Origin of the sequence: Zymobacter palmae (assembly GCF_003610015.1) — a bacterium.
Classification (GTDB): domain Bacteria; phylum Pseudomonadota; class Gammaproteobacteria; order Pseudomonadales; family Halomonadaceae; genus Zymobacter; species Zymobacter palmae.
This window is the reverse complement of sequence record NZ_AP018933.1, coordinates 1,170,118-1,191,703: the sequence shown is the minus strand read 5'-3', so window position 1 is coordinate 1,191,703 and position 21,586 is coordinate 1,170,118. Positions and strand designations below refer to the sequence as shown.

The 21,586-nt window shown below is 57.2% G+C and carries 19 protein-coding genes; 2 read left to right on the top strand and 17 right to left on the bottom strand.

Translation table 11 applies throughout. The features are described 5' to 3' along the window. The first annotated feature begins 251 nt into the window (after positions 1-251). Complete coding sequence (locus ZBT109_RS05250) at positions 252-2,246, top strand: transglycosylase SLT domain-containing protein (RefSeq protein ID WP_027705372.1); 1,995 nt, start codon at positions 252-254, stop codon at positions 2,244-2,246. Positions 2,247-2,314: 68 nt separating this feature from the next. On the opposite strand, the gene ZBT109_RS05245 is transcribed toward ZBT109_RS05250, so the two are convergent. The 8 genes from ZBT109_RS05245 to thrS all read right to left on the bottom strand — a co-directional run bounded on the left by ZBT109_RS05245 (position 2,315) and on the right by thrS (position 10,142). Beyond that, positions 2,315-2,758, bottom strand: coding sequence for a flavodoxin domain-containing protein (locus ZBT109_RS05245; RefSeq protein WP_027705371.1), 444 nt, complete (start codon positions 2,756-2,758; stop codon positions 2,315-2,317). A gap of 147 nt (positions 2,759-2,905) precedes the next feature. Next, positions 2,906-3,223 (bottom strand): integration host factor subunit alpha, encoded by a 318-nt coding sequence (ihfA, locus tag ZBT109_RS05240; protein ID WP_038278415.1) that lies wholly within the window; start codon positions 3,221-3,223, stop codon positions 2,906-2,908. A gap of 27 nt (positions 3,224-3,250) precedes the next feature. Beyond that, positions 3,251-5,647 (bottom strand): phenylalanine--tRNA ligase subunit beta, encoded by a 2,397-nt coding sequence (pheT, locus tag ZBT109_RS05235; RefSeq protein ID WP_027705370.1) that lies wholly within the window; start codon positions 5,645-5,647, stop codon positions 3,251-3,253. 26 nt (positions 5,648-5,673) lie between these two features. Further along, positions 5,674-6,675 (bottom strand): phenylalanine--tRNA ligase subunit alpha, encoded by a 1,002-nt coding sequence (pheS, locus tag ZBT109_RS05230; protein ID WP_027705369.1) that lies wholly within the window; start codon positions 6,673-6,675, stop codon positions 5,674-5,676. Between the two features lie 279 nt (positions 6,676-6,954). Next, the gene (gene rplT / locus ZBT109_RS05225) at positions 6,955-7,308 is read right to left on the bottom strand and encodes a 50S ribosomal protein L20 (RefSeq protein ID WP_027705368.1); all 354 of its coding nucleotides are present in this window, start codon (positions 7,306-7,308) and stop codon (positions 6,955-6,957) included. Between the two features lie 38 nt (positions 7,309-7,346). Continuing rightward, positions 7,347-7,547, bottom strand: coding sequence for a 50S ribosomal protein L35 (rpmI, locus tag ZBT109_RS05220; protein ID WP_027705367.1), 201 nt, complete (start codon positions 7,545-7,547; stop codon positions 7,347-7,349). Between the two features lie 121 nt (positions 7,548-7,668). After that, positions 7,669-8,214 carry a translation initiation factor IF-3 gene (gene infC / locus ZBT109_RS05215; RefSeq protein ID WP_084261827.1) on the bottom strand — a complete coding sequence of 182 codons (546 nt, stop codon included), beginning with the start codon at positions 8,212-8,214 and terminating at the stop codon, positions 7,669-7,671. A 26-nt stretch (positions 8,215-8,240) separates the two neighbouring features. Next, positions 8,241-10,142: a threonine--tRNA ligase gene (gene thrS, locus ZBT109_RS05210; protein ID WP_027705365.1), complete on the bottom strand. Its 1,902-nt coding sequence runs from the start codon at positions 10,140-10,142 to the stop codon at positions 8,241-8,243. 306 nt (positions 10,143-10,448) lie between these two features. Between thrS and ZBT109_RS05205 the strand changes: the two genes are divergently transcribed. Further along, positions 10,449-11,213 carry a VOC family protein gene (locus ZBT109_RS05205; protein ID WP_027705364.1) on the top strand — a complete coding sequence of 255 codons (765 nt, stop codon included), beginning with the start codon at positions 10,449-10,451 and terminating at the stop codon, positions 11,211-11,213. 321 nt (positions 11,214-11,534) lie between these two features. Here the strand turns inward: ZBT109_RS05205 and ZBT109_RS05200 are convergent, their stop codons facing one another. From ZBT109_RS05200 to ZBT109_RS05160, 9 genes are all read right to left on the bottom strand, one after another. Beyond that, a complete protein-coding gene (locus ZBT109_RS05200) occupies positions 11,535-12,245 on the bottom strand; it encodes an ABC transporter ATP-binding protein (RefSeq protein WP_197714369.1) in 711 nt (236 codons plus the stop codon). Then, positions 12,235-13,014 carry an ABC transporter ATP-binding protein gene (locus ZBT109_RS05195; protein WP_084261826.1) on the bottom strand — a complete coding sequence of 260 codons (780 nt, stop codon included), beginning with the start codon at positions 13,012-13,014 and terminating at the stop codon, positions 12,235-12,237. Before ZBT109_RS05195 ends, ZBT109_RS05200 begins: the two co-directional genes overlap by 11 nt. After that, positions 13,011-13,952 carry a branched-chain amino acid ABC transporter permease gene (locus ZBT109_RS05190; RefSeq protein WP_038278412.1) on the bottom strand — a complete coding sequence of 314 codons (942 nt, stop codon included), beginning with the start codon at positions 13,950-13,952 and terminating at the stop codon, positions 13,011-13,013. Before ZBT109_RS05190 ends, ZBT109_RS05195 begins: the two co-directional genes overlap by 4 nt. Beyond that, a complete protein-coding gene (locus ZBT109_RS05185; protein ID WP_197714368.1) occupies positions 13,939-14,862 on the bottom strand; it encodes a branched-chain amino acid ABC transporter permease in 924 nt (307 codons plus the stop codon). The genes ZBT109_RS05190 and ZBT109_RS05185 overlap by 14 nt, the downstream gene beginning before the upstream one ends. A 141-nt stretch (positions 14,863-15,003) precedes the next feature. Further along, positions 15,004-16,137: an ABC transporter substrate-binding protein gene (locus ZBT109_RS05180; protein WP_027705360.1), complete on the bottom strand. Its 1,134-nt coding sequence runs from the start codon at positions 16,135-16,137 to the stop codon at positions 15,004-15,006. A 36-nt stretch (positions 16,138-16,173) separates the two neighbouring features. Continuing rightward, complete coding sequence (locus tag ZBT109_RS05175) at positions 16,174-16,968, bottom strand: pyrroline-5-carboxylate reductase family protein (protein WP_027705359.1); 795 nt, start codon at positions 16,966-16,968, stop codon at positions 16,174-16,176. Positions 16,969-17,280: 312 nt separating this feature from the next. Continuing rightward, positions 17,281-18,438, bottom strand: a complete 1,158-nt coding sequence (locus ZBT109_RS05170) for an amidohydrolase (protein ID WP_027705358.1) — start codon at positions 18,436-18,438, stop codon at positions 17,281-17,283. Positions 18,439-18,674: 236 nt separating this feature from the next. Further along, positions 18,675-19,979, bottom strand: coding sequence for a cytochrome c (locus ZBT109_RS05165; protein ID WP_084261824.1), 1,305 nt, complete (start codon positions 19,977-19,979; stop codon positions 18,675-18,677). After that, positions 19,979-21,583 carry a GMC family oxidoreductase gene (locus ZBT109_RS05160; protein ID WP_027705356.1) on the bottom strand — a complete coding sequence of 535 codons (1,605 nt, stop codon included), beginning with the start codon at positions 21,581-21,583 and terminating at the stop codon, positions 19,979-19,981. The genes ZBT109_RS05165 and ZBT109_RS05160 overlap by 1 nt, the downstream gene beginning before the upstream one ends. Positions 21,584-21,586: the final 3 nt, after the last annotated feature.

The following is a 21,586-nucleotide window of genomic DNA, read 5'->3' as shown; positions in this document are numbered from 1 at the left end:
TATCCTCACTGATAGTCAATGCCCGCTATCACGATGGGTCACCATTGGCACAATCTCAGCGTAATACGGATAATGTCAGCTGTCCCGTTGTCCCATGACACGGCACCGCGTTTCCAGCGTATTGCGCCACACTCAATGAACCCGTGAGAGGTTCTGACACTGCCCCGCCGCCGTTCTCTTTTCAGGTTCAAGCGGAGCAGCGACACTATGTGGGAACGCTCGCCCGTTCCTGCTATTCAAGGAGATGATGTATGAGCGCTTCTTTCGGCACGCTGTCGCTGACCTCGCGACGCTTGGCCTTCTCACTGGCATTGGGCCTGACAGGCCTGATGGGGCCTGCGTTCGCCACAGAGGCGGCATCCGATCAGGAAATGCGTCAGGCGCTCAGCGATGCTCGCAGCAGTGTCTGGGACACGATGGATCAAAAGGCACTTTCTCAGCATGTGCTGGAAGGCTACCTCACCTATCACCGGCTGCTTCAGCAGCTGCCCAGCGTGGCTCCAGCCACCATCAACCAGTTCATCAGCGCTCATCAGGACTCCCCGGTGTCCGAATGGATGCGCAATCAGGCTCAGCTGCAATACGGCAAGGCCAGCAACATGGCAGCGCTATTGGCCGTCAGTAATGAGACGTTGCCCAAGAATCTGCAGGCCCAGTGCTACCTGCTGTCGGCACGTTTAATGCAGGCTGCTCCGGTGGCCAACCAAGCCGCCGCCGATGCCCGCGAGCTGTGGCGCAGCGGCCAGAACATTCCCAATGAGTGCAACGGCCTGTTCACGCAGCTGCGCGATACAGCACGACTGGATAATGCCGATGACTGGCAACGCATGATGGCTGTCTGGCGCAAGGGGGACATGCGACAAGTCGATCAGCTTCGTAAGCGGTTCGAGGGTTCACCGCGCTGGCAAGGTGCGCTGGACGCGTTTGATAACGTACGCAATCAGCCGGAAGCAGTGGCACAATTGCCCGCTCTTAGCACATCTGACGGCCATGCTCGCGAAGCGCTGATCTACAGCAGCCTCTATCGCTATGCACGCCAGAATACGGCTGCAGCACTAAGCTTCTGGCAAGCGCGGGGCAACCAGTTGGTGCTGATGCCTGAACAGCGTACTCAGCTTGAGCATGATCTGCTTCAGCTCACCCTGTCACGCCAGACGCCCGGATTCAATAGCTGGGTCGATCAGCGATTGATGCAGCGCCAAGACGATGATCTGACACTATTGCGCATACGCAATGCGCTGCTGGCCCAGTCTTGGCAGGATGTCATTCGCTGGGTCGATCACCTATCACCGCGCACCCACGGCGATGCTCGCTGGCAATACTGGCAAGGACGGGCTCTGGCCGCACTCGACCGCCAACAGGAAGCCAATGCGGCCTTCAAACAGGCCGCACAGGGACACGATTTCTACGCCTTCGTAGCGGCAGATCGTCTGCACCAGCCCTATGCGCTGCCGATTCAGCCCGCCGCGGTCGACAACGGTACCCGCCAGCGCCTTAGCCAAATACCGGCCATCCAACGCATCCAGGCACTCTACAAAATCGACGAACCATCACTGGCCTTAAGCGAGTGGCAATGGCTGTTGAAAAACGCTTCGCCAGAAGAACGCCGACAGTTCGCGGCTTTTGCGCAATCCCAACAGTGGTACAACCTGACCGTAGCGGCCGCTCTGGATAGGCGCATCTGGGATGCCGTTGAATTGCGCTTTCCGCTGGCCTACCCGGACATGTTCAATCGCTGGGCCACCACACGTCAGCTCGACACCTATCTGCTGATGGGCGTTGCGCGCCGTGAAAGCGCCTATAACCCCGTCATTCAATCCTCTGCCGGTGCGCGAGGCTTGATGCAGCTGATGCCGGCAACGGCCAAGCATGTCAGCCGCAAGGAAGGTATTCCCTATGCGGGCGTCAGCGATCTGAATGACCCTGACACCAACATCGCGCTGGGCAGCGCTTATCTGCGCTCACTGCTCGACCGCTATCAGGGCAATCGCATTGCCGCCGTGGCCGCCTACAATGCAGGCCCCAATCGCGTAGACCGCTGGCTAAGCACCAGCGACCTGCCCTTTGACCTGTTCATCGAACAGATTCCGTTCAAGGAAACACGCGAGTACGTCCTGGCCGTGCTGAGCTACCGTACAATTCTAGAACGCCAAGCCCAACCTGACAGTCAGCTTCCCGTACTGACTGCCCCCGAACGTATGCGTACCTACAATAGTGATCTAGTCAACTTTCAGCCGAATGCCTGAAAACGAACCTTCCTCACCCTAAAGAAACGGCGCTCAAGGGCGCCGTTCGTGATTCTGCTTTAAAAGGGCTACGTTGCGTCCAGCGCCGCCAACCACTTCGGCAGCCACGCCAATGCTTCTTCATCAGGATATTCCGAACCGCTGGCATCCAATTCCAGACGCTCCCCGATTCGAATGGCCCCTTGCTGCGTCAACACGTCATCCAGATGACGCCCTGCGCCACAGAATGTCGGATAGCGACTGTCCCCTAGCGCGATCACGCCATAGAGACACCCGGTAACGGCAATGTGACCTACTTCGATGCCATTGACCAAGGGAACGAGCGCACTCGGGAAATGGCCTCGCCCAGTCGTCGAGGTGCAAAACAGCAGCACGTCAGCATCGGGGATATCCTGTGGCTCATCCTCTAAGATAACGGTATACCCTTCAGATACCAGCACCTCCTGCAGCTGCTCAGCAACATCCAGTGCCGTACCCAGTACGCTTCCCACTATCAGTGCAACAGTCGTCATCACCTCTCCTATTTGCTGGCCCTACTATCGCAGGGCGCCAGCATACCGAGCCTTGGCAACAGATACCATGTTCGGATACGACAATGCCCGCACTGGCGACAAAGCCAGTGCGGGCATTGAGAGTAGAACGGACAAGCGGCCGCGGTACTATGCCTTGCCAGTCGCCTCGCGCTCGCTGCTACCGTCGTCTACGCGCCCTTTGAGCTTCTGCCCCGGGCGGAACGTCACGACGCGACGCGCCGAAATGGGAATCTCTTCCCCTGTTTTGGGGTTGCGGCCCGGACGTTCACGCTTGTCGCGCAAATCGAAGTTGCCGAACCCTGACAATTTCACCTGCTCGTTCTCACGCAGGCAATGGCGAATTTCCTCGAAGAACGATTCCACCAGCTGCTTGGCATCGCGTTTCGATACGTCAAGCGTCTCGTGAAGATGTTCGGCAAGGTCAGCCTTGGTCAACGCACTCATCCTGATCTCCTCCATCATCCTGGAACATCAGCTTCTCAGCGTAGCACCATATCGGGAAGATACTGCGTCTACGGCCTGAGAAACCCATGTTTCGATCTCTTCATCCGTGAGCGTACGTTCGGGATGCTGCCAGCTCAGCGTCAATGCCAGACTCTTGTGCTCGGCAGCGATACCGTCTCCAGCATAGACATCGAACAGATGAACATCGTTCAACCATTCTCCGCCCTGCTCGCGCAGCAGCGCCATCAGTTCGGCTACCGGAACGTCTTCCTTGGCAACGAACGCTAGGTCGCGACGCACTTCAGGGAAGCGAGACAGCGTACCGCCCCACGGCAGTCGGCCCGCCAGCAGAGGAGCCGTTTCCAGCTCGAACAGATAGACGTCGCCCGGTACTCCCAGCTGCGCTGCGACTTCAGGATGCAGTGCACCCAGCCACCCCACAGTACGTGCCGCACCGTCATCCTGCAAGTAGTCGATGCGTGCAGACTGTCCCGGGTGCAGTGCCGGATGCGTATCTGCTACGAAATGCCAGCGTTCGCTGTGTTGCCCCTGCGCCATCAGATTCTCGACGATCCCTTTCAGGTCGAAGAAATCCGCGCGCTCACGCGGTTGGTTCCAATCACTCGGGAAGCGAGAACCATACAGAACACCGCCGATGTAATCGACCTGAGCAACGTTGTCGATGTCACTGCCACGGAAAACCTGTCCCGTTTCAAACAGTGCAACGCGTGTCTGCTGACGGTTGAAGTTGTACATCAGTGCATTGCACAACCCCGGCCACAGACTGGTACGCATCACGGACAAATCAGCAGACAGCGGGTTTGCCAGCGCCGGTGATGTCAGCTCAGGCTGCAGCTGCTGCTGAAGCTCAGGTGCCACGAAACTGTAGGTGATGGCTTCGCTGAAACCCGCGGACTGCATCACACTGCGCAGATGGCGACGGGTCAGCGTTGCTTCACGAGACGCCGCTGGAGCCAATGCCAAACGCGGTGCATGAGAAGGGATATTATCGTAGCCGTGGATACGGGCCAGCTCTTCAATAAGATCCGCAGGCTGTTCGATGTCGAAGCGCCATGTCGGTGCCGTGACCTGCCAGCCTTCGCCTTGCTCTTCTACACGCATACCTAAGCGAGTGAAGATATCGACGATTTCTGCATCGGGCAGCGCAATACCCAGTTTTTTGATTTCAAAACCGCGCGGGAAGAACAGCGTGGACGGCTGCGGTAGGCTTTCTTCAGCCACGGCACCGCCGATCTGACCTGCCTTGCCACCGGCCAGCTGAGCCAGCAGTTCGACAGCACGTTCAAGCGCCAGCTGCTGCAATGCCGGGTCCACCCCACGCTCGAAACGATGGGACGCATCGGTGTGCAGACCATAGCGGCGTGCACGTCCGGCAATCGCGATCGGCGAGAAGAAAGCCGATTCCAACACGACGCGACGTGTAGCCGTCGTCACACCGGTTGCCTTGCCTCCCATGATGCCCGCGATGCCTTGGACACCCTGGTCGTCAGCGATGACCAGGGTATCACTATCAAGCGCAATCTCTTGGCCGTCGAGCAGCGTCAGAGATTCGCCCTGCTTAGACCAACGTGCCGTCAGTGCCCCTTTGAGGATATCGGCGTCATAAGCGTGCAGCGGCTGCCCCAGTTCAAGCATGACGTACTGCGTGACATCGACAACAATGTCGACGCTGCGTACGCCCGCACGGCGCAGACGCTCAGCCATCCACAACGGCGTTTCCGCACCCGCGTTGACGTTTTCAACCACGCAGGTCAAAAGCTTCGGACAGGCAACCTTGTCTGCCAGCTCGACAGGCCATGCGGCCACGCTGCTGTCAAAGGAGGCCTGCGGTTTAACGTCGGTAACCGGTACTCGGTTGAGAACGCCCACTTCACGTGCGATACCGCGGATGCTGAAGCAGTCACCGCGGTTCGGGGTCAGATCGACGTCGATAATGGTATCGTCGAGCGCCAGCCATTCACGGATATCGGTACCCACAGGTGCCGTGCTGGGCAGCTCCATCAGCCCCGCTGAATGCTCTTCTTCAAGCCCCAGCTCTGATGCACCGCACAGCATGCCGTGAGACGGAACCCCACGCAGTTTGGCTTTCTTGATTTTGAAGTTGCCCGGCAGTACGGCACCGATGCGCGCCAGCGGAATGACCAGCCCTTCAGCAGCATTCGGCGCACCACAGACGATCTGATGCACTTCCGTACCGTCGTTGACCTGACAGACTCGCAGTTTGTCAGCGTCGGGATGCGGTTCTACTTTTTCGATACGTGCGATGACGACGCCGGAAAATTCAGCCGCAGCGGACTCGACGCTATCGACCTCAAGCCCTGCCATGGTGATCTGATCGGCAATGCCCTGCGCGTCCAGCTCGGGGGCAACCCAGTCACGCAACCATTGTTCTGAAACTTTCATGATGCCTCTCTGGATAGTGGTCCGGGTTAGAACTGACGCAGGAAGCGCAGATCGTTATCGAAGAAGACACGTAGGTCTTTGACGCCATAGCGCAGCATGGCCAGACGCTCGACCCCAAGACCAAAGGCAAAACCTGATACTTTCTCAGCGTCATAGCCCGCATGTGCGAAGACCTTCGGGTTGACCATCCCGCAGCCCATCACTTCAAGCCAGCCGGAATAGGCGTCCTGATCGGGGCTGACGCGGCGGATATCCACTTCGGCGGACGGTTCCGTGAACGGGAAGTAGGACGGACGGAAGCGCACTTCGATATCATCGCCTTCGAAGAACGCTTTGAGGAAGGATTCAATCGTGCCTTTCAGCTCTGCGAAAGTGACGTTTTCGTCGACGTACAGCCCTTCCACTTGGTGGAACATCGGACTATGGGTCATGTCGGAGTCACAGCGATAAACGCGACCCGGGCAGATGATGCGCAGCGGCGGAGTCTGCTTCTCCATAGTGCGCACTTGCACGGGCGAGGTGTGCGTGCGCAGTACGTGCGATGCATCGAAGTAGAAAGTGTCGTGCATAGCACGCGCCGGATGGTGCGCCGGAATGTTGAGCGCTTCGAAGTTGTGATAGTCGTCTTCGATTTCCGGACCTTCGGCCACTTCGTAACCAATTTCACCAAACAGACGGCTGATACGCTCGATGGTGCGCGTGATGGGATGTTCGGTGCCCCATGCTTCACGGCGACCTGGCAATGTCACGTCGATACGCTCAGCTGCCAGACGTTTTTCCAGCGCCTCACGCTGCAAAAGCGCCTTGCGCGCGTCGATGGCGTCGGCCACGCGGTTTTTGGCTTGGTTGATGGCCTCACCGGCGGCTGGACGCTCTTCCGGAGACAGCTTGCCCAGCCCTTTGAGCTGCGCGGTGATTTCACCTTTCTTACCCAGATAACGTACACGCACGTCATCGAGGGACTGTATATCCTCAGCCGCGGCGACCGCGGACTGTGCGGCTTCGACCAGTCTGGACAGTTCGTCCATCGATTTGCTCCGATTCCTGTAGGCGATTCGCGTCCGCGAACCCACCTGTATTCGAGGCAGGGACTGTTGTGTTGCCCCAGCGCTATGGTATGCCTTGCCCGTTTGGCAGCGTCTGCCATGTGCCAAGCGCCTGACGTGATGATCAGCCACTAGAACAGCACCCTAAAAACAAGAAAGGGAAGAGCCGCAGCTCTTCCCTATCAGGGCAATGCACTTCCGATTGCGTCAAGCCAGCCTGCTCTCAAGAGAGTCTAAGCGGGCTACGATCACAAGGCCGGATTACAGAGCGGCTTTGGCTTTCTCAACGATAGCACCAAAGACCTCTTTCTCGTGAACAGCCAGATCCGCCAGAACCTTACGGTCGATTTCGATGTTGGCTTTTTTCAGGCCAGCAACGAAACGGCTGTAGGACAGACCGTTGATACGAGCAGCAGCATTGATACGCGTGATCCACAGAGCGCGGAACTGGCGTTTACGCTGGCGGCGGTCACGGTACGCATACTGACCAGCTTTGATGACTGCCTGTTTGGCTACGCGGAATACGCGAGAGCGCGCACCGTAGTAACCTTTGGCCAGCTTGAGGATCTTCTTGTGACGACGGTGTGCAGTCACACCACGTTTGACGCGAGGCATAGTCTTCTCCTGACTTCAGATGTCTTATGTGAACCGTATTAAAGGTTCGGCAGCATACGTGCGATCAGCTGACGGTCAGCTGCGTGCAGCTGTTTCATACCGCGAAGCTGACGCTTACGCTTGGTAGACTTGTGAGTCAGGATGTGGCTACGGAAGGACTGCTTGTGCTTGAAGCCTTTAGCAGTCTTCTTGAAACGCTTAGCAGCGCCACGGTTACTCTTGATCTTGAGCTTTGCCATGGAAAATTGCTCCATTCCAATTTCTTGTGCGGACACGCGAAACCGATGGTTATTTAGAAAACCCGAGGCCGATGGAAGGACGCTTTACGCGCCCTTCACACCCGTTCGAAGAGCCAACGGATCACTTTTTCTTGGGAGACAGCATCATGGTCATCTGACGCCCTTCCAGACGCGGACGCGATTCGACTACAGCCAGTTCTTCGAGATCTTTCTCGATACGTTCCATCAGCCTACGGCCGAGGTCCTGGTGAGCCATTTCGCGACCACGGAAGCGCAAAGTGACCTTGCCTTTGTCTCCGTCTTCGAGGAATCGAATCAGGTTACGAAGCTTGACCTGATAGTCACCCTCATCAGTTCCAGGACGGAATTTGACTTCCTTGATCTGGATCTGTTTCTGCTTCTTCTTCTGAGCCGCTTTCTGTTTCTTCTGCTCGAATACGAACTTACCGTAGTCCATGATCTTGCAGACGATCGGATCAGCATTGGAGATCTGGACGAGATCCAGCCCCACCTCTTCAGCCTTTTCGAGAGCGACACGGAACGGAACTACACCCAGCTGTTCGCCTTCGCTGTCGATGAGACGGACTTCGTCCGCACGGATACGGCCATTGATGGGCGGCAGTTTTTCCTGCGGACGCCCGCGTTGATTGTTCCGCTTGATTGTCATGTCTCCATTGACGGTGAAACGAGAGGTCAGGCGCGCTCGGCGTGCAGCCGTTCGATAAAGTCGGCGATGGACAGTGAACCCATGTCCTCACCTGTGCGCGTTCTGACCGCAATGCTGCCATTGTCCATTTCCTTGTCGCCTACGACAAGTAGATATGGAATTTTTTGCAGCGTATGTTCACGGATTTTAAAACCGATCTTCTCATTCCTCAAGTCTGCTTCGGCACGAATGCCTGCTTCTTTGAGTGTTTCAAGCACTTTTTTGACGTACGGTGCCTGATGATCGGTGATATTCATGACCATGGCCTGAATCGGGGCCAGCCATGTCGGCAGTGCGCCTTCATAGTGTTCGATCAGGATACCGATGAAACGTTCGAAAGAACCAACGATCGCACGGTGCAGCATGACCGGCGTGCGACGCGCGCCGTCTTCAGCCACGTACTGGGCACTCAGACGTACTGGCATCATGCTGTCGACCTGCATCGTACCAACCTGCCACTCACGGCCGAGAGAGTCCTTCATATGATACTCGATCTTCGGCCCGTAGAACGCACCTTCGCCCGGCAGCTCAATCCACTCGACGTCGCAGGACGCCAGTGCGGAACGCAGCGCGCCTTCAGAACGATCCCATTCTTCCTCGGTACCTAGACGCTTTTCAGGACGCAGTGCAATTTTGACCTGAATGTCTTCGAAACCGAAATCGCTGTATACCTTCAGCGCCTGGCGATGGAAAGCCTGGACTTCGGAAGCGACCTGCTCTTCCGTACAGAAGATGTGACCATCGTCCTGCGTGAAGGCACGCACACGCATGATACCGTGCAGCGCACCGGACGGTTCATTACGGTGACAGGCACCGAATTCGCCGTAGCGGATCGGCAGTTCGCGGTAGCTGCGCAGACCAGAATTGAAGACCTGTACGTGGCCCGGGCAGTTCATCGGTTTGATGGCGAACTCGCGCTTTTCGGACTCGGTGAAGAACATGTTCTCGGCGTAGTTATCCCAGTGGCCGGATTTCTTCCACAGCGTCACGTCCATGATCTGCGGGCAGCGGACTTCCTGATAGCCGCCTTCCTTGTAGACGTTGCGCATGTACTGCTCGACGGCCTGCCACAGCGCCCAGCCGCGCGGATGCCAGAACACCATGCCCGGCGCTTCTTCTTGCTGATGGAAGAAGTCAAGACGACGTGCCAGCTTGCGGTGGTCGCGCTTTTCGGCTTCTTCGAGACGTTTCAGGTAAGCCTTAAGCGCTTTCTTGTCGCCCCATGCCGTACCGTAGATACGTGTCAGCATCTGATTGGAGGAATCGCCACGCCAGTAGGCACCCGCCAGCTTCATCAGCGTAAAGTGCTTGAGATGACGCGTGTTCGGCACGTGCGGTCCACGGCACATGTCGGTGTATTCCAGATGATGGTACAGACGAATAGTCGCACCGTCCGGAATACCTTCGATAATTTCCTGTTTGTACGGTTCGTCGCGTTTGACAAACGTCGCCATCGCTTTGTCGCGATCGACGTATTCACGCACGACGTCATAATCTTGGTCGATCAGCTCGGCCATGCGTTTTTCGATTTTTTTCAGCTCATCCGGACCGATGGATTCATCGCCAAAATCGACATCGTAGTAAAAACCGTTGTCGATGACCGGGCCGATGGCCATCTTGGCATTCGGATAGAGCTGCTTAACGGCATGCCCAACCAGGTGCGCGCAGGAGTGACGAATGATCTCAAGACCTTCCTCATCACGCGCGGTGATGATGCTGATAGCCGCATCATGATCAACGGTATCGGCGGTATCGACCAGCGTGCCATCGATCTTGCCGGCTACCGCTGCCTTGGCCAGACCCGGGCCAATGGATTCAGCGATCTGCATGATCGTGACGGGGTTATCGAAACTGCGCTGGCTTCCATCTGGAAGAGTAATGGTGGGCATGGAATTTCCTTACGTTTCAGTGGTGCACCCTACCAAAGTGCACATGACGTATGAATGTGCAGAATTGCACGTGGATAGCCGACAATTCTATCACTCGCACCGTCAATCCGTCCATGTCGAATGGCGTTTTACCATGGCTTGAAATACCGCTCTACAACGCGTCGTTTCAAGCACTTCCATGCCAGGCGCCTTTGCGGGTAGCGGCACGATAATTGCTTGCCATAACGACAGATCAAAAGCGTCTTAGCTGGCTTCGGCAGCGAATGATAAGGTGATTCACAACGCTGTTATAACGAGGTTTTTACCATGGCATCACTCGTCTGGGATCACGTAGTACACTACGTCAACGATCTGCAACAGGCCATCAACGCCTTCGAAGCGCATGGCATCGCAGCACACCGCGGTGGCGATCACCCTGACTGGGGCACCTATAATGCGCTCAGCCACTTCGACCTGACCTACGTCGAGTTTCTCGGTATTCGAGATCAAGCCGAGCTGGACGCCATTTCGTCATGGCAGGTGGTGTCACGCGATGCGGGACGCTTCCTTCCCGACCAACAGATTCTCAGCCGTCTGGCACTGCGCACGGACAATATCGACGCGGTTGCTGCCGCTCTTCACGCTCAGAAGATCGACACCTCGCCGATTCTGGAAGGCCGCCGTTACGATACGGAAGGCAACTTGATCGAATGGAAGATGCTAACCATTGATGGCAACTTCCAGGGCGTGCTCTACCCATTCATTATCCAATGGCAGCAGAGCGATGATGCTCGACATGCTGCTCTGGGCGCCAAGGGCCTGCTGCAACCTAACGCCACCAAAGGGCTGACGCTGACACAGGCCGTCATTGAGACTGAAACGCCCCAAGCCCTTGCCGAGCACTGGGCTAAGTTGCTCGATCTACCGCTGAGCAACGATGAACACGGCCCGTATCTGACACTACCCAATGCCACGTTCCTATTCCGCGAAGGTGCTGCCAATCGCATTACGGATATCGGCATCAGTACCGACGATGAAGACCAGCGCGGCACTACCGTCGCCATCGGTCAAGGTGCATATCACCTAGCATAAGCGCCTTATCACCGTCAGACGAAAGTTCTGCCCGATTGTGCTCGCTCAGTGCTGCTGAGCGGGCTTTTTTGCATATTTACGCTTACTCATCAGCGGCAGCTTTTATCACGCGCAGCGAATAAAGCGCTTGCCTTTTGCTACGGCGCACCTCCCGATCAATGAGCGCCGCCATTCTTCCGCTATCTATCTTGCTGTCATAAATGTATTTTTATCAGTATGTTATATTGGCGAAGTAGCCTCGGTCATAAACCGCAAGGAGCGTGCCGGAATCACCCGGCACGCTCCTTGGCGATACTGAAGTCTTAGGCTTGACGGCAGAGGCTATGCAGCACTTCCGCCCAGATAGGCTTCTCTCACTCGTTCATTGTCCGCCAGCTCGGCTCCACTGCCTTGCAGCACGATTTTCCCGTGCTCCATGACATAGGCTCGATCAGAGATGCTCAACGCAGCGCGGGCATTCTGCTCAACCAACAGTACCGTCGTTCCCGTTTCCCGAATATCTCGAACGAGCGCAAAGATTCTTTTGACCAGCTGTGGCGCCAGCCCCAGTGACGGCTCGTCTAGCAGCAGTAGACGCGGGTGACTCATTAGCGCACGGGCAATGCACAGCATCTGTTGCTCACCGCCCGACAGCGTCCCCGCCTTCTGATTTCGACGTTCACGCAACACCGGAAACATGTCCAGCATGGCCGTACGCGTAGAGGCCACCTTAGCGGGCTGCTGAATACCACCGAGAACGAGGTTCTCATCAACGGTCATGTCGGCAAATATCTGACGGCCCTCGGGTGCCTGCGCCAGTCCGGCCTGCACGATGGCGTGCGCCGAACGGCCTTGAATGGGCTGATCATTGAAGAGGATCTCGCCACGCGAAGGACGGTACAGCCCCGACAGCGTGCGCATCAGCGTGGTCTTACCGACCCCATTGGCCCCGAGCACGCTGACAATTTCACCAGAATCGACGTGAAGCGATATGTCATGCAGGATGGGCAGTCCACCGAGCTGCACATCGAGTGAACGTACCTCAAGCAGCATTGGTCACCTCCTCGTCATCGCGGCCCAGATAGATATCTTGCACCAGCGGATTGCGCCAGATGTCATCAGGCGTCCCTTGTGCCACCAGCGCCCCTGAAGCCAGTACCAGCACACGCTGGCACAGCGTTCTGACCAAGTTAAGGTCGTGCTCAACCAACAACAACGTGATACCACTGCGGTGCAGCGTCGCCAAAAAATCTGCCAGCTGAGCGGTTTCGGTATCGTTCAGGCCGGCTGCTGGCTCATCAAGAATCAACAGCTGCGGCGACAGTGCCAGTGCGCGGGCAATTTCCAGATATTTGCGCTGCCCGTATGACAGGTTAGCCGCCAGCTGATCGGCCGCATCGGCAAGCCCCGTCACTTCCAATGCCCGCCATGTCGACTCAGCCACCGCTCGCTGCGGTTTGCCGCGACGTACCAGCGCATCCCAAAGCCGATAGCGGTGCTGTCCCATAGCCCCCACACTGACATTGTCGAAAACGGTCATGTTGGGCAATATCTTCAGGTTTTGAAAGGTCCTCACGATGCCAAGATGGGCGATGCGATGCGCCGACAGCTGCTGGATATCGCGCCCCTGCCAGCGGATGCTGCCGTTGCTCGGCCGCGTGAACCCCGTAATCAGATTGAACAACGTGGTCTTGCCGGCACCGTTGGGGCCGATCAGCCCGACCAGTTCGCCCTGCCGAAGCGTCAAGGACACATCGTCAACCGCCTTCAGCCCACCAAAGGTACGCGACACGTGTTGAAGCGTCAGAAAATCCCCCATCATTTCACCTCCGATCGAGCAGGACGACGCTGCAACCAGCGCAGTGCAAGCACTTCAGGCCAGAGACCACTAGGCCGCAGCACGATGGTTAGAAACATCACCAATCCAACGGTAAACATGCGGTAATCACCCAACGGCCGCAGCACTTCGGGCAAACCGGTCAACAGTACCGCGCCCAATACGGCCCCCGGCAGGCTACCCAGACCACCGACGACGATGATCGCTAAGATCAGGATAGACTGATCGAACTGGAAGGATTCCGGTGCGATGTAGCCCGTGGAATGCGCCCACAGCGCCCCCGCAAGTCCCGCCATGAAGAAGCTGATCATCAGCGCCTGAGATTTTAGTACCAGCGGCGACAACCCAACCGCCTGCACACATTGATCGTCCTCGCGCAGTGCCCGCAGTACGTTGCCGTACAGCGAATGCACTACACGGTGAATAAACCACAACCCAGCCGCCACGATCGCCAGTGTCACCCAGAAGGTCACGGACGTGCTGACGCTGAACAGCGGAGGAATGTCGGAGATGCCCATCGGGCCATTGGTCACGCTGATCCAGTTGAGCAGCGCCACATAGATGATCTGCCCCACCCCCAGCGTTGCCACCGCAAAATACACGCTGGTCAGACGCAGGGCCGGCAGCGTGATCAACACCCCGAAGATCGCCGCAACGATACCCGCCAACGGGATGGTGGCCCAGAGGGGTAATCCCGCAGAGGTGCTCAGCAGTGCACTGGTATAAGCACCAATGCCATAGATCCCGGCATGCCCCAGCGACATCAGCCCGGTCGTCCCCGTCAGCAGATTGGCACTTGCTCCCAATAGCGCAAAGATCAGGATGGTCGTTCCTACGCGATAGGCATAGTTAGAGTCCGCAGCGGCCACGCCGATCAGCGCCAAGCCAATGATGAGCCATATTCCGTATTTAAACGCGTTCACGGCGACCTCCCAGAATACCCCGAGGGAAGAACAGCAGCGTTGCCAGCAGTAGCGCATAGATGATGCCGTCGACCCAGCCAGCATCGATGTAGTTGGTGGCTAACGCCTCCACCAGCCCCAACCCCATGGCGCAGATCACGGCACCGGGTATCGAGTTAAGCCCGCCCATGACCATCGCCACGAATGCCTTGATCGCTACGCTGAAGCCCATGGTCGGCATGATGCTACCGGTATACAGCCCGACCAGTACGCCGGAAACGGCCCCCAGTACGCCACCGAGCATGAAGGTAATGATAATGGTGCGCTCAATGTTGATACCTACGTGCAGTGCACCGTTAACGTTGCTGGCCACGGCTCGCACGGCTAACCCCTGACGCGTTCTGAATAAAAACCACTGCAGACCTATCAGCGCCGCCAGCCCAAAGCCAAAAATGATGAACTGACCGCTGACGAAGGTCACCGAGCCTACTGTAATCGGCTCCATCAGCTGGTAAGCGGCAGGAATCGGCTGCGCATTGGAGCCTTGCAGATTCGACAACAACTCACGCACGACAATGGATACGGCCAGCGACGACAGTAGGGTCGCCTCGCGCACGGCTTTGGATTTCAACGAGGCTTCATCGCTAAATCGCCGTAACGGTTTGAAGGCCAGCCGCTCCAGCAGCGCCCCGCTCATCAACCCCACCACAATCACGGCCAGCACCACCACAAACAGTGGCGGCGCTACCAGCTGGATCACCCACAACCCTGCAAAGGCCCCCAAGGTATAAAGCTGGTCGTGGGCAAAGTTCACCACGTTGAGCACCCCAAAGATCAGTGTGAAACCGATCGCCATCAGGGCATAGACCGTGCCCTGCGCCAGACCGTTGACGATCTGCTGCAGGAAGAATTGATCGAACATCTCGAACATAGCGCTCTTCCTCGCTCGAAGGCGTTCATTAATGGAAGCCATGCAGCACACTCATTCGACAAAGGCGTGAAAGGGCACCCAAAAGTGCCCTTTCAAACACAGCGTCCTGCGTGCGGTATGCACCGCTATTCTTTAACCATCTCAGCGCTCGACGGTAACAAAGGCACCGTTCTTGATTTCCAGACGTTCCTGCTGCTTGGAAGGCTCGCGGGTCTGAGGATCGAAAGTGGTCACCCCAGTGACACCGGGAAAGTCCTTGGTCTTGGCCAGCGCATCGCGCACGCTCTGCCGAGTGGCCTCAGCGCCACCTCCTTTCACAATAGCGTCCAACACGATGTTGGTGGCGTCATAGGCCTGAGCTGAAAACAGGTTAGGGTCGGCATGGAACCGGTCACGGTACTGAGCGATATACGCTTTGGCGGTAGGTGACGCGGCGGCCACGCTGAAGGAAGACGGCAATTTCACACCCTCAGCAGCCGGCCCAGCCAACGTAATTAGCTGCTCTTCGACCAGAGAACTAGTGGCATACAGCGGCTTGCGTACCCCCAGCTGACGCAGCTGCTGCAACAGCGATGCGCCATCTTCATAGAACTGCACCAAGTAGAGCGCATCAGGACGGTTGCGCGCCGTTTTAGTGATGATGGAACGGAAGTCGCGCGTGCCGGGGTTATAGAACTCAGTCGCAACGACCTCGCCGCCCTGCGCCTGGAACGCTTTGGTGAACTCGGCGACCGACGACTGACCCCAATCGTTCTGGATCGCGATGATGGCGATGCGCTTGACCCCGTTTTCATGCGCCCATTCCGCCGTCCGCGGTGCTTCATACGCCATGGTCGTGATATTGCGGAACTGCCACGGACTCAGCTTAACGAAATCAGGGTGCGAAGCGGTTTGCGACAACTGTGGAACATGGGCATTGGCATACACACGCCCCGCCGCAATTGAGGCCGTGGAAGAAAAGTCGCCGATCACACCGACGATCGAAGAATCATCGGCGAACTTGCGCGCAATGTTGACGGCTTCCTTGGCATCGCTTTTGCTGTCTTCAAACTTCAATACGATGCGGTCGTTTGGCAGACGCTTGGAGGCATTGAACTCATCTACCGCTAGCGTAGCGGAGTTGCGGAACGCCTGACCGTACTGGGCGTATTCCCCGGTCAGCGGTGCCTGATAGCCAATGGCGATATCCTTGGCCGTCGCCTGGTGTGCCGCTGCCAGTGACAGTAGCAACGCGCTGGTCTTGCCGACCTGAGTCAGTACTCGTTTAAAGGTCATTATGCTTCTCCTCATAAGGTCATGGACGCCGCGATGTCACTTGCCGGCCAATTCAGTGGTGCGCTTCACCGCTGCCAGTACGCTGCGCTGCAGCCCTGCCGCGAAATCACTGTTGTTGAGTTCATACAGCCCATGCATCCCAACCCCCGCTGGCGAATTGTTGATATCCAGCAGCTGACGCGGATGTTTGCCCGACAGCGTCAGCATTTTGGCGGCCCCGACAAGGTTTTCCAGCACAGCCTGCTTAACCAGCTCACGCGGCAAGCCTGCCAGCACGCCCGCATCGACCATAGATTCGTAGAAGTAATAAATATAGTTGGGGCCAGCGACGGCCACCCCAGTAAACGCGTCGATCAGCGCCTCGTCGATATAGACAACCTTGCCGAACCCATTAATGAAGGCATCCACCTGCTCTTCGCGCGCATACTCGTTCAGCACCGCAGCACTGTAGCCGAGGCCCGTATCCGTCAAAGTATTAGGAATGATGCGCACCACGGCACGCGGGCCTTCGAGCAGGCTGTTCCAGCGGTCGATGGTGACACCGGCCACGATAGACACGGCAACTGCTTCGGGAGCCGCCTGAGCCGAAATCAGCTTCGTCACACCGATCAGATCATCCTGAGGGCGCACCCCGATCACCACCAGATCGGCTTCAGGCAGCGTTTCGTCGCGCGAACGCGCATCCAGTGCATAGCGTTCATTGAGCAATGCCACGCGATCGGCATCAATATCGGAGATGGAAATGGCCTGGCTGTCGTAGGTCCCTTTGGCGATCAATGCACGAATGATCGCTTCTGACATTTGCCCAGCACCAATGAAATGAACAGCCATGAACGCCCCCTATGAATTCTTGTTGGATAACAGTCATTTCGAGTCTATCGAGGGGCAGGCATGCTGTTAACGACCCTTTTCGTCTATCAATAGCAGCGACAGCTATGATACTCAAAACGCATAACGACACATTGCGTTATTCCATTGTATGAAAAGGACTTAGCCGAAAGGCTTATGAAGGTAATTACTTAAGGAAAGGTGATGTAACGAGAAGAAAAACAAAATGAAGGGCTAGAACCGATGAAGAAATGCCAGCGCCCTCTTATAGAAGAGGCCGCTGGCATTATTAGAAACCCATAAACGAAGGAACACTTAGGCCGAGGCTAAACGCTCAAGTGCTGTTAATGCTAGCGTGTGCAGGTAGTGTGCCGTTGGAAACAGCGCACGGTCATCAACGCGAAATGCGGGATGATGCAGCGCATGGGGGCCACCAGAGCCAATCATGACGAACACGCCCGGAATTGTCTGCTGATACAGGGCAAAGTCTTCCCCGATGGGGCTTGCATCGACCCGGCGCGCCTCGAATCCTTCCTGCTTGCCAACCGCCAAGGCCACATCGGCCCACTCCGCGGTGTTATCAACCGATGGCGGCCCCGGCTGCCAGTCCAGCGCCAGTTTGGCATTGTAAGTATGCGCTAGCCCATCCAGCATGCGCCGCAACTCTGCCTCAATCAGCGCCCGCGTTTCGGCACTGAAAGTGCGAACGGTACCTTCCAGAGTGGCGGTATCAGGAATGACGTTCCAAGTTGAGCCACTTTCAACGTGCGTGATCGAAACGACCGCACTTTCATCCGGAGCCACACGACGGCTGACGATGCCCTGCACAATAGAAATCAACTGACCCAAAATGATGATCGGGTCATTGCCAGCCTGTGGACGTGCCGCATGGGAACCCTTAGCCGTGATGGTGATACCGAAGCGATCGACACCCGCCGTCAGCGCACCGGCCTTGGTACCCAACACGCCAACCGGCAGCGTAGGGTCGTTGTGAATGCCAAAGATCGCCTGCACGCCCTCCAGCGCCCCCGAGTTGAGCACGTCAATGGCACCTTTCGCCACCTCTTCGGCAGGCTGAAACAGAATTCGCACACGCCCTTTGATCTGCGGCTCAATGGCCTTAAGCAGAATAGCCGCCCCTAGCGCTGCGCTGGCATGAAAATCGTGACCGCAGGCATGCATCACCCCGGTGTTCAACGACTTCCACGGCACATCGGCCTCCTCGACGATGGGCAGCGCGTCAATGTCCGAACGCAGTGCGATCAACGGCCCTTCCTGCTGACCGCCAATTTCTGCAACCAGCCCGGTTTTCAGCGGCACGTCCAGCACACGAATGTCATGTTCTTCCAACGCCACCCGCAAACGCGCCGTGGTTTCGTACTCTTCGTTGGACAGCTCGGGGTGCTGGTGCAGCGTCTGACGAAACGTTTCAAGATGGCGTGCAAGCGTTTGGTGATGAGCAGCGATCTTCATGCCGAACTCCTGTTGTCGATGGGCCGCCTCTAACGAGGCATCTGCAAAAGGGACGTGGCGCACTCCAGCCAAGGAATCCCACGGTCTATATCTATTTCATACCCTACCCTGCCCGTCATGGAAACAGGCTTCACCAAGCAATCGGGCATAAGCTCGGATCAAAACCTTATGCACAACCACGAAAAAGCCCCCGAAGGCAATCGCCATTCGAGGGCCGAACGCGCGGTTCATGCGGTTCAATCGTTGCGCAGTGCCTTGACGGATTTGGGCGTCACATTCATATCGCCACGCCCGAACTGCTGGCTGAGGTAGTTAGCCAACGCCGCGATATCCTCATCGGACAGCTCATCGCGGAAGGCTGGCATCAGCACGTCGTTGCCTGGGGTCTTGCGCTTCACGCCATCCAATACCACGTTGATGAGGTTGTTGTGGTAATCGGTACCGATGACGCTGTTATGGAACATCGACGGATAATAGCCATCAGGCGAGCCTTGTCCGGAAGGCCCGTGGCAAGCCGCGCAGTTCTCCAGATACACGCGCGCCCCTCGATCCGATGCGGCATCTTGAGCAACGGGCTGGGCCCGAAGGCGCAGGAAGTCATCGCCAGGAGCGCCATAGCTATAGCGTGGACGGGTATCGCCATCGTTGACGGCAGGCACCGTCTTCATATACACCGCGATAGCATGCAGATCTGCATCGGTCATATGACTGAAGCTGTGTTCAACCGCCTCACCCATCTGCCCTCCGGCCTGCCCCTTGCCACGCACATTGCCATCCTTCAGATACTGCACCAGCTCATCGGCACTCCAGCCGCCGATCCCACTGTTGATGTCCGAAGTGATGTTGAAAGCATGCCAGCTCGCGATATCAGCGCCCGCCAAGTACTCGTCGCCTGTCTCATCATAAGCGCGCTCCTGCATTGCCAGCCCGCGCGGAGTATGGCACGTGCCACAGTGCGCAGGCCCCTGCACAAGATAGGCACCCCGGTTCCATTCATCGCTCTGCCCGGCCTTGGGCTGATAGGCACCTTCATCAAGAAACATCCAGTTCCATATCTTCAAAGGCCAGCGAATGGTCAGCGGCCAGTAAAAGTCCGGCGCCTTGTTTTCCTGATGAATCGGTTGAACCCCATGCATGAAATAGGCATACAGCGCCTCGATTTCATCATCGGTCATCTTGGTATAAGACGGATACGGCATCGCCGGATAAAGGTTGCCTCGATCCGGCGTCACCCCTTCACGCAGCACACGCTTGAACTCCTCCAACGTATAGCTGCCGATCCCAGTATCCTTATCCGGCGTGATATTGGTCGAATAAATGTTGCCCATCGGCAACCCCATCGGCAAACCACCCGCAAAGGGCTTGTCATGATCAGTGGTATGGCATGCCACACAGTCCGCCGTCCGCGCCACATACTCACCTCGTTTCACCAGCTCGGCCTGTCGCGTACTAGCATCTTCCGCTGCCGCCACACCGCTCATCCACAGGGCCGCCATCGCCCCCACACCCAGCGACACCCGCCAAAAGTTGCTCGCCATCATCACACCTCCGCCTTGATGACTTCGGCCATGCGCAGCGACAGTGCCGCCACAGTCAGCGTACAGTTGACCGTTCCCACCGTCGGCATGACGCCACTGGTGGCCAAAAACAGGTTCTCGTGATCGAACGTACGGCAGTGCTGATCCACTACCCCAGTTTCGGCCGTTGGCCCCATCATCACCGTACCGCAGATATGCTGGTTATTAGCAAAGTCATCGGCATACTGAATATCCGTACCCCCCATGACCTGTGCCGCACGCGCATACATCTCGCGGGTATGCGCTGCCCCCCGCTTAACGTAATCGTCGATGCGGTAGAAAAATTCAGGCTTGGGAATCCCCAGTTTGTCCGTATGCACCTTGCTCGGCACAATGCGGTTTTCAGGAAGCGGCAGTATTTCGTGGAAACTGTCGAACTGCACGAAGCGTGCTGCGCGATCACGGATCTGCTCTTCCAGCGCGTTTCCGAAAATCAGCTGATCACCGGCAAGGAGCTCTTGGGTGACCTGATCGACACGCGACAGGTTGGATAGGTGGATCTTTTTGCCCGCTGCCGTGCGTCGGAAATCCCCATCGCGCCACGCAACCGCAGAGGTCATTTCCTGAGGCCCACGGCCCGGCCACAACGGTTCCTTGGCATAGAAGCGTACGCCGATCCCCGGGTGGTCCATCAGGTGGCGACCCACCCAGCCAGAGCTGTTGGCCACACCATTCGGATTGCGGCTATCGACCGAAATCTGCAACAACTTCGGCGTTTCGATGCCGTTTGCCGCGATGACGAAGTATTTACCTTCAACGCGGTGCGACTCGCCTTTCGGATCCTTGTAATGCACCGCCACGATACGGTTGTCATCGCCCGTCTCGATGCGGTACACCACCGCCTCGGGAACGACTTTAGCCCCCGCCTTTTCGGCTTTTTCGACATGGACGATACCGCCATACATCGCGCCAATAGGGCAGATCGGCATGCAGTTGTTATTACCGCAGCAGGTGGGGCGATCATCGTAGGGGCGGCTATTGCGCGCCACCGGCTCCGTCACGATCCCGAACCCCTGCGCATTGAGGCGCGTCTTGATCGTGTGTTCGTTATAGGACAGCGGCAGCGGCGTCATTGGATAAGGCTGGGAACGCGGTGAACCTAGCTCTTCATCATTAGGCCCCCACACACCCAGTGCTTCTTCAGCACGCTGATACCACGGCTCCAGTGCATCGTAGTCGATGGGCCAGTCAACCCCGACACCATAGGTGCTCTTCAGCTTGAAATCGACCGGCAGATAGCGCCACGCCGATGCCGCCCAGTGCCAAGTCGTACCACCAACCAAGCGCAGGTACTGCGCATCGTAGGAGTGCTCACCGCTTTGGATGAAGTAGTCGTTCTTGGGGTGCATCGTCGGAATCGGCGCATAGTCGGTACACGGGTATGGCGATTGAAAATCCGACTTGAACGCACTGGAACGAAAGTTGCCAGTAATTTCACCACGTGTCAGACGCGGCCCCGCTTCCAGCATCAGTACACGCTTGCCCGCCTTGGCCAGCTGATGTGCAATCAGAGCACCGGCCACCCCTGTGCCAACGATGACAACGTCAGCCTTTTGAATTCCTGCCATGAA